Here is a 15,387-nt window from a genome sequence, read left to right as displayed (position 1 = left end):
CAAAGTTTTTGCAATATCTATCTGCCAATAGTTCATTGACAAAGCTGAGATCTATGGCGGAATCTATCCGTTTGAGTATGTGATTATCCGGAATCATTTGGTATAATACGTTGTAGAAGCTGCCTTGTTTAACGGTGGTTTCAACTAACATGAAAAGCATTCCCCCTCTGGTGTTGTTTGGTTGTGCTAACTTAATTATACTATAGGCGGGTATGCTTTTTATGTTTTTATCGGACTTTTCCCGGACTTTTTCAGTGGTTTCGGACGGTCCTTTTGCCCCCCCCCGTCCCCTTTTTCTTACTAGCCTTTCAGAATAAAGCTCTTATGGAGGAGATAAGTGGGTCCCCGTGATGATAATTGACTTTCCATCAAATAAAATTCATGAACCGGAAAGGAGATATTTACTAATTCCCGGTTGATTAGGGCAAGCTGCTGCAGCAAAGCTTCTTTATTGTTTTCCGAACGGATTCTGCCCAGAGTGAGATGAAAACTGCGTTTTTTTTCAGCTGCAAAGCCACCCAATGTATATAAGTGAGCATCAACTCTTTCGCCCAGAAAATTCAGCTTTTCCATTTCCCCTTCAATCCCCAGCCAAATTACCCGTGGCCGTCTATGGTTGGGGAAAACCCCCAATCTGTTTACTTCCAACTGCATAGGGGGACAGGAGTCAGCTACGGATTCCATATCCTTCTTTATTTTTTCCGTAAGTTCGCGCTTGATTTCACCCAGAAACTTCAGGGTCAAGTGATAATTTTCCCTTTCCACCCATTTCACATCACGCGCTATCGAAGCCAGCTGTTTTTTTATACTAAACGCATAGTCCTTCAAATAATCAGGTACTGGAATAGCTAAAAAGGCCCGCAGAATTATCACCCTCCGTTTTTTAAATACCGGCGCAGTAAATCAAGTGCTGTTTTGGCAGCCAGTATACGAATAGATTCCCGGTTGCCGACAAAGTGCATTTCTTTTACTTGTAAAAACTCCCCAGCGGCCAGGCAAATGTAAACCAGACCTACCGGCTTATCTTTTGTACCCCCATCGGGCCCGGCAATCCCAGTAATGGAAAGGGCCAGGTCGGCGCCAGATTGTTTTTGCATACCCTGAGCCATCTCCCGGGCTGCCTCCGGGCTAACTGCACCATATTGTTCCAATGTCTCTTGCTTAACATTAAGGTATAGCATCTTGGCTTCATTGCTGTAAGATGTCACTGAACCCCAGAAGTATTCAGAACTTCCAGGCAAGTCAGTTATCATTTTGGCTAGCAATCCCCCGGTACAGGATTCGGCAACAGCTAATTTTTTTCCCGTATTTGCCAGGCAGGCGGCCACAACAGAAAGCAAAGTATCATTATCATAGCCCACTATATGTCTACCCAGCGCTTCTTTTATGCTCTGGCACGCTTTTTCCATAAGTCCGTTACTATGATTTATATCTTGACCATCAGCTGTAAGCTTTATGTGAATTTCACCATCAACTGCCAGCAAGGCCATACTAAGCTCAGGACTATCGTCTATTACACCATCCAATATCTTCTCCAGCTGAGATTCCCCGGGGCCCAGTATTTTTATGGTTTTTCGGATGACGCGGTTTACGGCCTGGGGAAAATCTCTTTCCAGCCTGGGCTCTATTTCATTTTTAAACATATGTTCCATTTCCCGGGGTGGACCCGGAAGCAGTATTAATACTTTATTATCCTTTTTGAGGTACATACCAGGCGCTGTTCCCAGCGGGTTAAATATTATCTCGGCTTCCGCTGGAAACAAGGCTTGTTTCAAGTTGGATTCCGGCATGGGCCTCTGACGACGAGCAAAATAATCTTCCAGCCTTTTTACTTCTGCCTGATTTATCGCCATCTCGCATCCCATTACCTGGCAAGCCACTTCTTTGGTCAAATCATCCCTGGTTGGTCCCAGACCGCCACTGGAAATAACCATATCCGCCAGGCCCAGGGCGCTGGCAAAAGCCATCTTAATGGTTTCGCGACTGTCTCCAACTACTGTCTTTCCAATAACCTTAATACCACGTTCCAATAAGCTGGTGGCTAAAAATACGGAATTACTGTCATTGGTGGTACCGAGCAGCAATTCGGTACCGGTGGAAATCAGACAGGCTGTTTTCATATCCAGCATCTCCTCACATAAAGTAAGACTTGCTTCAGGTGGAGTTTTAACCCCATCTGAAGCTTAGCCGCACTTATCCAGAGACTTAGTCGCTCTTACTCCCGCCTATAGAGGCGGGAGTCTTAGAGCGAGTTAGTCATCGGATAACCTTGCTGTAAATTTTCCCTTTTTATTCTATTACAAATTTGATTCTACTGCAAAAAGTTATTAATATTCATTGGCTTGTATAAATATACCGCTCGCAGTCTTCGCATGGGCAACACCTGCGGCTTGTCTCGCGGCTCAAGGGGTACACGCTAACCTCCCATCCATGGTCGTATAGCGCTCTCGCGACGTCCTGTCGCTCGCCCCCTTTCGCCTGCTCGCCTTCGCCGGGCGTTGCAACCATGCTTCGCCAACGCTCGCTTTGTATATTTATGCAACCCTTATGCAACAAAAGGGGTTTTCGCAGTGGAGTCAAATTTGATTGCGGTGCAAAAAAATACAGCAAGGCTGGTAAAAGAGGCTGGTAATAAAGCAAAAAGCCAGGTAAAACCTGGCCATAGTAATATTATGGTTCGTCTCTTGATTATGAAGCTACTTCTGCTACTTCCAGCAAATCTAATAGACGCTTGCGATCAAGGGATTCTTCATCTAATACGCAGTCAGCAATCTTTTCCAAGGAATCTATGTTTTCCTGCAAAAGTCGCCGGGTTTGCTCTTCCAAGTTCTTAATTATGGCCTTACATTCCCGGTAAAATGTATGAATAGGTATATCCTCAGCTTTTACTACTCCCAGTGATGAAAGACCAGCATCTATAATTTCCCGCAGCAAATCCCAGGCCTGGGCAAAGTCATTACGAGCACCGGTACTACGGTTGCCAAAACATATTTCCTCAGCCAGGGCTCCAGCCAGCGCAACCATAATCTGCTTTTCCAATTCATCACGAGTATAGAGGTACTGGTCATCCTGGGCTGCTTTACGCATGAAACCCAGAGCACCACCTCGCGGAACAATAGTCAGGGCTGAGACTGAGCCTGGTTGCAGGAGTTCGCTAACCAAGGCATGACCGCTTTCATGTATACTTACCCGTTCCATCTCCTGGGAGGATGGCTTTCGGTCCATTTTTTCTCCCATTATTACTTTATCAATGGCTTCTTCAAAATGCCGGGCTTCGATCCTGGGGGATTTTTCCCGCATAGCCAGAATGGCTGCTTCATTTGCCAGGCTTTCCAGATGGGCACCGGAAAACCCAAAGGTGGCCCGGGCAATATCTTCTAAAACCAGGGTATTATCCAAAGGCTTGTTGCGGGTATGAATATTCAATATTTTTGCTCGACCGTGTTTGTCCGGCAATCCCACCTGAACCTGCCGATCAAAACGTCCCGGGCGTAAAAGTGCCGGATCCAGCATATCGGAACGGTTGGTTGCAGCAATAAGCAATAAGCGGGGCTCCTCATTTTGACTGATACCATCCATTTCTACCAGCAATTGGTTTAGCGTCTGGTCATATTCCATGTGGCTGCTATTGCTTCCTCTTTTTACGCCAAGTATCTCCAGTTCATCGATAAAAATTATAGCACTCTTCTTTTTAGCCTTGCTGGCTTTGCTGCGGGCATCTTTAAAAAGCTGGCGTATCCTCTTGGCTCCAATTCCCGCATACATTTCGATAAACTCACTGCCTGAAGCAGCGATAAAGACCGAACTGGTAAAACTGGCAGCAGCCCTGGCCAATAAAGTTTTGCCGGTACCTGGTGGCCCTACCAGTAAAATACCTTTGATAGGCCTGATTCCCATTTTACCAATTTCATCAGGTTTTAATATAAACTGCAGGGCTTCTTGCAATTCTTTAATAGCCGAATCCTGCCCTCCTATATCTTCGAAACGGGCATGACGGGGTTTATTTATGGCTCCTCCTACTTCATCAAATTTTATTGAGCCCTGATTCCGCATAAAAAAGAAAAAACCTCCCATTATCAGGGCAAATAAAACAAAGGGAGTAACATTGACCCCAATAATAGCAAGAAAAACCACCAAGCCCACTGCTGAGCCAACCAATATTTCCCTCACAACTATTTCCTCCCTGTTTCTGCTGAACTGCTACTGCTATTTCTTTCTATTACTTCATAAAGATAATGCTGCCCATCCCCTATCTGAAGATATAGCTGCTCTTTATCGATATACATATCATAATTCATTCCTTTGGCAGCAGCTTTCTCAGCCAGCTGTTCATTTAGCCAAATAAAACGGTTATCAGCAAGAGCTTCGTAAAGTGCAGGTTGAAGGCTGTTAAATAGCTCTTGTAAATCCTGGTTGCGCTGATCGCCAATTTCTAATTGATAGTTTTCACTATTTAATCTAGCTTTTAATGCTTGGTTGATATCCCCATAGTTATCCTGAATGTTGTCCACGCTATCCAAATCTACCTTAATCTCATATCCCTCTTTACCTTTATTAACTTCGATTTTTTTAACCCCGTCCAATGCTGACAACTCAGCCCCCAGAGGTTTTTCGATGCCTAGTTTAATATAAAGGTTATACGCACCCAAAAGAACACCTAGACTTAAAATTAAGGCGGCAACAGATATTAATATGCGAAAATCGTTGTTTTTCATCGAAATTGGCCTCCTCACCTGCATATTATAACATAGACCTTGCCGCCAAAAAGCTGATTAATATTGGGAATGTTGCGTAGAAAAAGAAGCATAGGCAATAAACTCCCCATCATATTACAGCTGCCAATAAGGAAACAAAACCCCCTGCTTTTTAAGAGCAGGGGGTTTTGCTGTTTGACGATGTTTTTCCGGGTTCCGGTCATGATAAATCCGAATTTTGCTATTCATTAAATTGGATTAGTGATAGTAAACTTGGCTGCGCCCAGCAGTATTTTAGCTCCACCGGATTCCTTGTACAAGGTCAGAATATATTTACTTCTGGGTATAGCATCGGGTATGGGGATGGTAGCGTTTTCATCTTCAATAGTGTCAGGTTTAATAGGACTGCACGATATGACTAGCCCTTCTGTCATGACTAGCCCTTCTCTGTCATTTGTTAGAATAGCCCGTACGCTGTCATCACTTGCTGTCCAGAGAGCACTGCCTGATGGTGCGCTTACCTTAATGCTGCGTCCGGTGTCGCTTTGCGGGAAGGAGGTTGGCGATGCTGTTAATACAGGGCAGTCGATAATCTTTCCTATCGGGGGTATAGCTGATGCATCTGTTGCAATCAAACCGTTGCCGCTGTCATTCAATTCATACCACTGGCCGTCCGCTGACTTGAAATGGCAGCACTCGTTTAATCTTACCAAGGCCGCAACTTCTGCCGTACACGAGGGACTGAGCAGGCCATAGACCTTTCCTTTCACTAGGAGGGCCGGGCCGGTTACCATAGCGGGATCAAGCCCGGTGATGTCGCCGCCCGGTCCACCCGGTATTATGCCTGAGCTTACAAGGTTTAAATCCTGGAAGACATCGGCTGAATAGACCGTCACCGCAACCGGATCCAGCCTGTATAACGGCGGGTTGGTAAATCCCGAAGTACCATGACCATCCGACAGGATATAGTTGCCTGGGCCCGGAACATTAAGATAATAAGCTTGCGATTTTTCATCGTGTGAAAAAGATTTGTAGATACCAGCGGAGATAGCGGCGGCCGGTCCGGACTGCGGATGGACCCAGAGCCAAAGATTGATATCGCTGTTCGGAGCAGCTTCCGGCAATATGATGTAACCGGAAATGAGATAGCCGTAACCGGTCTTAACATCCAGGTTAATGTCAGAGACACAGCTGTTTACGCTAATAGCGGTTGCTCCAACGAGAGAAGTGTAGATATCTTCAGCAGGAACGGTGCCAACGGTGCCTGAGCTGCTGTAATAACCAAAGCGATAGAATTTCTGCGAATGTTCGTATTCATTATTGCTGTTATACAATTCATAATACAAATAATAATCTGCTCCAGGCTTTACCGGCAGGTGAAAATCAAAATCTTTTTTGTTTTTCTCTATAGCAAAATTAATTCTGTAAATTCTTAAAGAAGAACCATCCGACCCTGATGCCGGTATGGCTGCTATGCTGCCGGAAACAGGGGTATTTGAGGTATTGACATCGGGCAGGCTTAATTTTCCATGAATATAGACAGCCGGCTGCAGTATTATGTTTTCAACGCTGGCGTTGCCCTTCGAAACGTCCACATCGAAGATTCTAGTACTAAAAAAGGGATTGCTGTGGCTGCTGTCTTCCACAGCGAAGTGGATAATGTAGCTATTGCTGCTCGAGTTCTCGGGAACTTCTAAAATATAATCCATGCTGGACACGCCGGCCGGCATAGTGACTGACTGGCTGTTGTAATAATAACCGCCTACACTTCGACCTGTAATAGTAATTATAATGTTTAAACCTCCGGCGGGAGCCGCTATGGGTCCGGAAGGTGACTGCAGCTCAATTTTTCCAGAGATAGTCCTGGTCGCCAGTCTGGTCAGGGTGCCGCTGCTGCCGCTGCCGTTCAGGCTGAAAAAGCCATACCTGTTACCGCTGTTGTCCTGGAAAGCCGCAATAAGGCGGGAGGGATCATCCGAGGCCTTGGCTAAATGGAAGATGGGATTGCCAATCTTGTTTATTCCAAGGCTATAAAACATGCCTCCGCTTTTCATGCTCACTTCATAATATGAATCCTGCGGCACTTCGGCGGGAGGGGTAATATGGAGTTTTCGGGTCAGAGCAAGGGTCTGGTTATTATAAACCGTGGTGGCCACATCTTCCAGCCGCCAGGTCCCAGGCTGTTGGCTGCCTCCACCGCCGCCTCCGCTGCTGGAACCGCCGGTGTTGTAACCGCTGCTGCTGGAAGCAGCAACATTTAATTGCACAGGGTTCGTAATTCCAGCCGCCTGCTGAACCTGTATCAGAGCCTGGTTAAGGACATTCAATATACTGGGTAGTGTAGGCTGAGGGATTGCTGGCGGCGGCTGGTTGGGTTGAGTAATTCCCGGAGGAGCCTGCCATGCCGCCTGCTGGGCCTGCATGGTTTGCGCCACATTCTGCAGCCAGCTAGCTTGCTGCACCCAGGCGTTTACCTGCGCTGCAGTCATCGGTGTTGGAGGAGCAGGCAGGGGATTGGACGAGCCCGCACCGGAACTCTGACCGGGAAGCAGGGACTGGGTCTGGCCACCGGCAATTAAATCGAGTTCGCCTTCCAGAAGCGAAGTGCTGCAGCCGTCATCACTTACACTATTGTTCCAGAAGCTGCCGCGTACTGCGGCTACGCCATAAGGCATATCCACTTTTACTTTTACCTTCTTGCTGTCGGCGGTTTTATACCAGGGAAGCCCTTTATCGTTTGCCGCTATCAATTCCAGGCCATTAGAAAGGCCGGCCAGCAGACGTTCACCTGCAGCAGCGTTTTTCTTTTCCGCAGCTTTCTGTACATTGGGATTATCGGCCAGGGCTCCGAAGACATTGCCTTTTTTAAGATCAACCAGCAGCCAGTCCACTGCGATCCCCGGGCTGCCGTCCTTCTTGATATATTCCCGGCCCTGGGTTTCCTTAACTGTGAAACTAGTATTTTCCTTGACCAGAAAACCGCTGCCGTCAGGATAGTTCAACTGGGCTTCGGCACTGGCGGAGGTTGCTATCATATCACCGGCTTGTATGCTCACAGTGCCGCTTGCGATTTGGCCGTTAATCTTCACTTCGCCTTTTTTTATTTCCAGGCTGCCATTTAATGCTTTTCTGCTTAAATCCGGGTCAGTAGTAAGCAATACGGCCAGAGCCCGGCTTAAATCGCCGCGACTGAAATCGGCATCGGGAAGGAATTGATTCTGGTCACTGCTCAAGCCGACCATTCCAGCCGCCAGTCCGATGGCTGCCGAATTGGCGGCCCAGTGCTTGCTATCCAGATCCTTTAATACGGGCAATTCCGCATCATCTTTTTGCCTGGATAGTCTTAATATTAGGCTTATCCCCTCAGCTCGGCTAAGCTTGTCCTCGGGTCTGTAGCTCCCATCGGGATAGCCTTTCAGGTAACCGGCCTCCGCGGCCGCAGTTATGTAAGCGGCGGCCCAGTGCTCTTCGCTCACATCTTTAAACAATGTTTCCTTATTATCACTATTTAAGCCGGCAGCTTTTACAATTACCGTTGCTGCCTGGGCGCGGCTCAATCCCTCGCTTGGGTGAAACCCGCCATCGGGAAAACCAGCGATGAACGATTTCTTTACCAGGAAGTTGATATAGATCAGGTTGCCGTCCCCGGCGCTTACATCCTTGAATAACGAAAGCGTCCGCGCCTCAATGCTCTTTCCCCCGGTGCTTGTTGTATCTGCCGGTGCTGCCCAGGCGGCTCCGCTTATGGACAACATAAAAAGCAATAATATGCCGTATGCGAGTATTTTTCTTCTTTTTTTCTTCAACGAGCATTCTCCTCTCGTCTAATCTGGAAATATTAACCTCGCTCCCCTGCTTTCTATTACCTCCTTCCTGATAATCTGAGCTTCATCCCTTCCTCAAATTGCTGGATAAATATTTGTATAAGTATACATATTTTTAGCAATAATATGTAAATTCCTGCTTTTGTTAACATTTTATTTTAGCCTGTCTCTGGTTTTCTTTATTTAAAAACATGCACAGCAGTGGTTTTAAAAACCGCCCAAACACTCTGTCCCGGCTCCAGATTTAGTTCTTCCAGAGCCTGCCCGGTAACCACAGCTGTCATAGTAATACCTGCATCAAGAACCACCTTATAAAAGGAGCCTCGAGGGATTATTTCAATAATGCTGGCAGTAAGTGTGTTTTGAGCACTGCTGCAAAACTTCCCCCGGGTAATTATTATGTCTTCGGGGCGAATAGCTACCCGAACCTTACCGCCAAGACTTGACACCACTCTAAGATATTGCGAAGCAATCCTGACATACTGCTCGCCTCTTTCAGCAATAATCTCACCATCATATATATTTTCCATGCCCACAAATTCAGCTACAAACTGTGATTGTGGTTTTTGAAAGACCTCCTTGGGCGTACCTATCTGAACAATTTCCCCATTATGCATGATACCCATGCGATCCGCCAGAACCAGTGCTTCATTAAAATCATGGGTTATGTGAATAGTGGTGGTTTTAATTTCTTGATGAATGCTTTTTAATTCTTGTTGAAACAATTCTTTACTACGTGGATCCAGGGCACTTAACGGTTCATCCAACAGTAAAACTTCGGGGTCAGTTACCAGCGCCCGGGCAATGGCTACCCTTTGTTGTTCGCCACCGCTCAAGGTTGAAGGATAACGGTCTAATATTCTTTCGATATCTAAGAGGCTAGCCATCTGTTCAAGCTTATCTTTCATTATATTTCGGGGAGTTTTTTTTAGTTTTAAGGCAAAATTAATATTTTCTCGTACATTAAGGTGAGGAAAGAGCATATAATCCTGATAAACAAAACCAATTCGCCTGGACTCTGGATATTCTGCACTTACATTGCGCTCATTTATCCAAACCTCTCCTATATCAGGCTTATACATTCCGGCGATTATCTCCAGTATAACTGTTTTTCCGGTGCCGGTTGGACCCAGTATTACAAAGTATTCGTTATTATCTATGCTTATATTGATGTTTTTCAAGCTGAAATCGCCTAAACGCTTGGATACATTTTTTAAAATAATCATACTACCCCCACACATTCAAAAAAAAACGATTGTTATGAAAAGTAAAAAAATCAATGTTTACTTTAATCATCGGAAGAAACTGCGGAGCATTTCAACACAACGCTGCATCGAGGCAGGGGATTAGAACCCGCCGCTTAAAGAAGCGGGGAACATATTCCACCTCGTTATATCCTAACCCTAATTGATACGGGAAGCTGGAATATGCCTTACTCCAACCATTTCAAAGATAAAAAGCGATATGAGAGAAATAATAATTAAGCAAGTAGCAGAAGCCATAGCCATTTCCAGATCACCTATGGCCATATTCAAGTACAGGGCAACCGGCAAGGTCTCAGTCACCATTCTGGTAGCTCCGGCTACCATTAATGCACAGCCAAATTCTCCAATGGCTCGGGCCCAGCTTATTACTAAACCAGCAATAATACCGTTCTTGGCCAGAGGCAGAGTGATTTTGCAAAAGGCCTGCCATTGCGAACAGCCCAGAGTACGCGCCACAAACTCCAAACGCGGGTTTATGTCGGCAATAGTGGACTTTAAAACCCGGATCATATAGGGGGTAATAATAAAGAATTGAGCCAGTATGATTCCGTTTACTGAAAAAATGAACTTTATTCCATGCTTGGCCAATAAGGTTCCGAACTCGGTGGTTCCAAAAAGAAGCAGCAAAGCTACCCCACAAACCAAAGGCGGGAGGGAAATGGGTATATCCAGAATTACACTTATAAGTTTTTTTCCGGGAATATTAAAACGCTCCAGGCCGTAGGCAACGGGTAAAGCAAAAAAGATACAAATCAAGGTGGAAGTGATGGAAGTAAACAAGCTTAGCCTAATAGCAAATTGAATTTCTTGACTGGCTATGCTTTGGGCTAGCTCGGCTATCCCTTTCCATACGATATTAAACAGAGCTGAAAAGACAAATATAAATAAAAGTAAAATAATAAATACTATTAGACCCTGAAAAAAACGATTGTTAAGCAGCAGGAACTTTTTAGCCTGGGGCAGCTTGCTCCTCAATGCAAATCTATGACTAAGCTTCATTATATACAGCTCCTTGCTTACCGCTAGCCAGTTATATATTTACCTCATCCGTCCAAGGTCAGGGGGCACAAAACTAATAGATGTGCCCCCTTTGAAAAACAACTTTCCTATACCTGTATAACATTTTACTGGATTTCATTTGCTATGCTATTCAATAGGGTTGAAACCATGCTTAACAAAAATCGCCTTGCCTTCCGGAGATTTTACATAATCAACAAAAGCTTGAGCCAATTCCTTTTTTTCAGTAAAACTCAGCATACACACCGGAACTTTATCAATTATATTCTGTTCCTTATCAATTTTGATTATTTCTATATCCTTGGCATTAAATCCGTTATCCTCCCAAACCAAACCCGCATCGCCCTGTTTCATAGCAATGTGAGTTACAATTTCATTAACGGTAGCATCTCGGGCTACTACATTCTTGGCAATACCTTCTTCCAACTGGTTTTTGGCAAATATTTTAGCACCTTTTTTACCTATGGCATTGGTTTTATCATCCCCCAGAACCAACTTTACTCCAGGTTTGGCCAGGTCGGCCAGTTCGCTGATATTGGCTGGATTACCTTTCGGTACGGCGATAGCTGGAATATGATATACGACCTCATCAAATTTATCAGTATAACCTTTTTGAATTGCTATTTCTGCGTCATTTAGTGAACCGCCCACAAAAACATCACCGGTTTGGTTAATCTCCATCTGGCTAAGTAGCTGGGCACAACCAGCATAGTTAAAATTAATTTTAGCCCCGTACTTCTTTTCAAAGCTTTGCCCCATCTCATCCATAGCTTTACTTAATCCGGCCCCGCTATGAACCAATAAGCTCTGACCTTCATATTTTAAGCTTTGCTCTTTATCAGTTTTATTAATATTGGAATCGCTAGCGCTCTCTTTGCTGCAGCCAGCCAAAGCAAAGGCAGAAATTAAGAAAATGGTCATTAACAATACAGTCCATATTTTAATTTTTCTCATTGAGCAATCTCCTTTCCATACACTAAATAATGCAAAATCACTTTAATATTGGTTAGTAAGAAAAGTGAGGAGTGAGGGGTAAGGGGTGAGTGGTTTAGTTTATTTCCTGCCACATCTTACCATTCAAGCTCCTACTAAATCACTTTTCATCGGTGGTTGTGGCCCCCGGCTATGAGGAGTTCTACGGCAAAAAGCTATTATACTATTCATTGGCGTGCATAAATATACCGCTCTCCCATCCGGGAGTCATCATTATATTTACCGGACTATTTCCTTCTAGCCCGGTTATGAGGTGTTATTAAAAACATCATCCCAGGCAGGCCTTTGGTCCAAGTTCATAACCCTCACCTCTTTTATTAAATATTGCGAGCGTATTAACAAGCAATTTTGCCAGTTTATTTAATATCAGTTTATCATAACTATATTATCATAATCACTCATATTTGTTGATATAATGTTTGTCCGTGTTAATTTGTTTAATGTTATATATCATGGGGGCGATTCTTCTGATATAAATAATGATGTCACTGCAAAAAGTAATAAATATGCATTAGTGTGCATAAATATACCGCTCAGCAACCTTAATAGTGACCGAAGGGAGCATCAGAAGTGCCCGACAGGGTGCAACCTTAATAGTGACCGAAGGGAGCATCAGAAGTGCCCGACAGGGTGCAACCTTAATAGTGACCGAAGGGAGCATCAGAAGTGCCCGACAGGGTGCAACAAAAAGGGCTTTTTGCAGTGGAGTCAATAATATAATAAGGATATGGTAAAAAAAGCGAGGAGTACGGGATGTGAGGGTATATATCAGTGCATCTTAGCGTTCAAGAACAATTGAATTCACTTTTCATCGGTGGTTGTGGCCATGGGGGGATTAGTAAGAAATGTTTTTGACGTAGAGGGACGCTGTTCTTTATGATCAGAGCATTTTAAGCACCGGAATGCAACTTAAAACGATAAAAATACTCAAAGCCAGATATTAATGTAATAACTACGGCAAAATACATTACCCATTGGCCCAATGGTATATTTACGTAAGGTTGGTAGGCCTTTTCCAGTATAATTAAAATAACGGCCACTATTTGACTTATGGTCTTAATTTTTCCTAATTTACTGGCGGGAATAATAATACCTTCTTCAGCCTTGACCACGCGCAATCCAGATACGGCGAATTCCCGTCCCAAAATTATTATGGCAATCCAACCCTGAATTCGGCCTAATTCGACCAGACTGATCAATGCTGCAGTTATTAGTAACTTGTCAGCTATAGGGTCAAGAATAATCCCCAATTTAGTAACTTGTTTCCATTTTCTAGCCAGGTAACCATCCAGACTATCGGTCAAAGCAGCAACTATAAAAATTGCTGCTGCAAAAAAGTCCCCATAGGGTATTTTAATCAGTAAAATAAGCACAAAAACAGGGATTAAAAAAATTCTTATCAAAGTTAAGCTGTTAGGCAGATTCATTGGTATTCCCCAATCATATCGTAGTTCCTTACCCCTACTAATTGTACATCAACCAGGTCGCCTTTGGTTAATTTAAAATCTGTTTTTACCAGAGTCAATCCATCAACCTCCGGGGCCTGGAAATAAGTTCTTCCAACAAATAAATTTTTGCTGAGTTGCGAGGAAATTAAAACCTTTTCCCGGGAATTAACTCGCGCCAGGTTCTTTTGCCGGGTAATTTTTTGCTGGAGTCTAAGAATTTTATCCCTTCGTTCCACCTTGATTTCATCTTCAATTTGATTTGGCATCAATGCAGCTTTACTGCCTTCCTCCGGGACAAAACTGAAAGCCCCCAACCAATCAAATTGACTTTCGGCCACAAATTCATAGAGCTCTGCAAAATCTTTTTCCTCTTCGCCAGGAAATCCGAGCATTACTGTGGTGCGCAAGGTTAGATTGGGGATTCTTGCCCGCAGCTTGTTTATCATCGTTCGTAAATGTCTGTTATCATGCTGGCGATGCATTAGTTTAAGAATTTTTGAAGAAGCATGTTGAATGGGAATGTCCAGATAAGGGAGCACTTTGTTTTCATAGGCAACGACATCAATGATATCATCACTCAAGTAAAGAGGATGCAGGTACATTAAACGAATCCACTCAAGACCGTCAAGCTTGGATAACTCTCTTAAGAGTATGGGCAGTGCCGGTTGGGGAGAAATGTCATGGCCATAGGCAGAAGTATCCTGGGCTACGAGTACCAGTTCTTTTATACCCATTTTAAGCAGTTGCACTGCTTCATTCAGCAATTCATTAATCTCTCTGGAGCGTAATTTGCCTCGGATGGAAGGTATGACACAATAAGAGCAAGAATTATTACAGCCCTCACTAATCTTCAAATAGGCCGAGCCAGGGGGCGTAGTAAGTATTCTAGGTCCTTTTTCGGAATATTCGGTCGGGGGTGCTTCTGTAAAGCAGGCTCTCTCTCCCTGAGCAATCCGGTTAACAAATCCAGCCATGGAAGATACAGAGGAAATGCCGAAAACCCCATCTAATTCCGGTATCTCTAATAATAATTCTCGCCCGTAGCGTTGAGACAAACAACCAGCAGCGACAAGAAACTGTAGGCTTCCCTTTTTCTTTAATTCAGCCGTTTCAATAATTGCTTCTATTGATTCTTCTTTTGCCGGTGTAATAAAACCACAGGTATTGACTATTACTAAATCCGCTCTTTCCAGCGAATTTACTATTTTATGCCCGGCCTTTTTCAGGGCCGCCATCATCACCTCAGTATCTACCCGGTTCTTGGAGCAACCTAAACTAATAAAGCCAATATTCACCAGTTATTACTCCTGTTTATCTTGCCTACCTGGAGCCGGGAACTCCCTTTCTTTCACTTCCCCAGGCATACCCATTCTACCCTCTTTATTATCATTAAAAGTGATCTCTAAACCGCCGGCATTTCCAGCTTTGATATATACAGACTGTTTTCCCTCGAAAACCCTGTTTTCACCTGCTTGTAAAGTACCGGTATATGCAGTTTCATTGTCAACCTTTACCAATATCCAACATTTTTGTTTCACTTCGATTTCAACCCGGGCAGTTTTAATAATTGGGGTTTCCTTAATAATCTTATCACTATCTTTTAAACCAGTCTGTGGTTCTTGCTGTGAAATCCCCGGGCCGGAGTGCCGGGTTCCTTCTTGGGCAAAATAATCAACCAAATAATTGCCCAACCAAACTACCAGTACAAGAAAAACCAGGGCAAGAACCAGATTTTGTGGTTGGAACCGGGGTTTTTCTTTATGTGATACGGTTTGGTCAAGGACAATTTTATCATCATCCTCCCCATCCCCATAAGCCAATCGTCTAAACTCATCTACTATCTGCTTTTCATCCAGTTCTAATATTCTGGCATATTGCTTAACAAAACCACTGGCATAGATTTTTGGCGGAAGCAGAGAGAAATGATCATTTTCCAGCGCTTCCAAATAATATTTTCGTATCTTGGTTTCCTCTTCCACAAATTCCAGAGTATAGCCAAGTTGTTCTCTTCTCTCGCGGAGAGTTTTCCCCCATGCCAATTTTCTTCACTCCTAAATATATCCTGAAAGCTTGCTCGCTTACGGTTGAAGAGCTAATATGACTGCTATGAGCTATTATATGGCCAATCTGCAAATTTACAAATTTA

At 44.1% G+C, this 15,387-nt stretch carries 11 protein-coding genes and 1 pseudogene; all 12 read right to left on the bottom strand.

Features of this window, described 5'->3' with window-relative positions:
- Positions 1 to 151 (bottom strand): annotated as a pseudogene (locus AWB54_RS15615) (IS5/IS1182 family transposase); the annotation flags it as partial.
- A 149-nt stretch (positions 152 to 300) separates the two neighbouring features.
- Entirely contained in the window at positions 301 to 873 is a 573-nt protein-coding gene (gene thpR, locus AWB54_RS04455; RefSeq protein ID WP_061213404.1) for an RNA 2',3'-cyclic phosphodiesterase, read from the bottom strand.
- On the bottom strand, positions 870 to 2,120 hold the full coding sequence (locus AWB54_RS04450) for a competence/damage-inducible protein A (protein ID WP_061213403.1): 1,251 nt from the start codon (positions 2,118 to 2,120) through the stop codon (positions 870 to 872). Before AWB54_RS04450 ends, thpR begins: the two co-directional genes overlap by 4 nt.
- Before the next feature lie 568 nt (positions 2,121 to 2,688).
- The gene (locus AWB54_RS04445; protein WP_082736015.1) at positions 2,689 to 4,170 is read right to left on the bottom strand and encodes an AAA family ATPase; all 1,482 of its coding nucleotides are present in this window, start codon (positions 4,168 to 4,170) and stop codon (positions 2,689 to 2,691) included.
- Between the two features lie 2 nt (positions 4,171 to 4,172).
- Positions 4,173 to 4,715: a hypothetical protein gene (locus AWB54_RS04440; protein WP_061213401.1), complete on the bottom strand. Its 543-nt coding sequence runs from the start codon at positions 4,713 to 4,715 to the stop codon at positions 4,173 to 4,175.
- A 227-nt stretch (positions 4,716 to 4,942) separates the two neighbouring features.
- Entirely contained in the window at positions 4,943 to 8,500 is a 3,558-nt protein-coding gene (locus AWB54_RS04430) for an S-layer homology domain-containing protein (protein ID WP_061213399.1), read from the bottom strand.
- 197 nt (positions 8,501 to 8,697) lie between these two features.
- Positions 8,698 to 9,744: an ABC transporter ATP-binding protein gene (locus tag AWB54_RS04425; RefSeq protein WP_061213398.1), complete on the bottom strand. Its 1,047-nt coding sequence runs from the start codon at positions 9,742 to 9,744 to the stop codon at positions 8,698 to 8,700.
- A 177-nt stretch (positions 9,745 to 9,921) separates the two neighbouring features.
- On the bottom strand, positions 9,922 to 10,782 hold the full coding sequence (locus AWB54_RS04420; protein WP_061213397.1) for an ABC transporter permease: 861 nt from the start codon (positions 10,780 to 10,782) through the stop codon (positions 9,922 to 9,924).
- Positions 10,783 to 10,929: 147 nt separating this feature from the next.
- On the bottom strand, positions 10,930 to 11,754 hold the full coding sequence (gene modA, locus AWB54_RS04415) for a molybdate ABC transporter substrate-binding protein (RefSeq protein WP_061213396.1): 825 nt from the start codon (positions 11,752 to 11,754) through the stop codon (positions 10,930 to 10,932).
- A gap of 929 nt (positions 11,755 to 12,683) precedes the next feature.
- Positions 12,684 to 13,220, bottom strand: coding sequence for a CDP-diacylglycerol--glycerol-3-phosphate 3-phosphatidyltransferase (pgsA, locus tag AWB54_RS04410; protein ID WP_061213395.1), 537 nt, complete (start codon positions 13,218 to 13,220; stop codon positions 12,684 to 12,686).
- Positions 13,217 to 14,536, bottom strand: a complete 1,320-nt coding sequence (gene rimO, locus AWB54_RS04405; RefSeq protein WP_061213394.1) for a 30S ribosomal protein S12 methylthiotransferase RimO — start codon at positions 14,534 to 14,536, stop codon at positions 13,217 to 13,219. The genes pgsA and rimO overlap by 4 nt, the downstream gene beginning before the upstream one ends.
- Before the next feature lie 6 nt (positions 14,537 to 14,542).
- Positions 14,543 to 15,280, bottom strand: a complete 738-nt coding sequence (locus tag AWB54_RS04400; RefSeq protein ID WP_061213393.1) for a helix-turn-helix domain-containing protein — start codon at positions 15,278 to 15,280, stop codon at positions 14,543 to 14,545.
- Positions 15,281 to 15,387 lie beyond the last annotated feature (107 nt).

The organism is Syntrophomonas wolfei subsp. methylbutyratica, assembly GCF_001570625.1.
Classification (GTDB): Bacteria; Bacillota; Syntrophomonadia; order Syntrophomonadales; family Syntrophomonadaceae; genus Syntrophomonas; species Syntrophomonas methylbutyratica.
The sequence above is the reverse complement of the archived record's forward strand: the minus strand, read 5'-3'. Positions and strand labels throughout refer to the sequence as shown.

Bases quoted from the DNA above. Each gene is read 5' to 3' on its own strand.
- AWB54_RS04450 (WP_061213403.1), bottom strand. From the start codon at position 2,120: ATGAAAACAGCCTGTCTGATTTCCACCGGTACCGAATTGCTGCTCGGT.
- AWB54_RS04440 (WP_061213401.1), bottom strand. From the start codon at position 4,715: ATGAAAAACAACGATTTTCGCATATTAATATCTGTTGCCGCCTTAATT.
- AWB54_RS04425 (WP_061213398.1), bottom strand. From the start codon at position 9,744: ATGATTATTTTAAAAAATGTATCCAAGCGTTTAGGCGATTTCAGCTTG.
- AWB54_RS04420 (WP_061213397.1), bottom strand. From the start codon at position 10,782: ATGAAGCTTAGTCATAGATTTGCATTGAGGAGCAAGCTGCCCCAGGCT.
- modA (WP_061213396.1), bottom strand. From the start codon at position 11,754: ATGAGAAAAATTAAAATATGGACTGTATTGTTAATGACCATTTTCTTA.
- pgsA (WP_061213395.1), bottom strand. From the start codon at position 13,220: ATGAATCTGCCTAACAGCTTAACTTTGATAAGAATTTTTTTAATCCCT.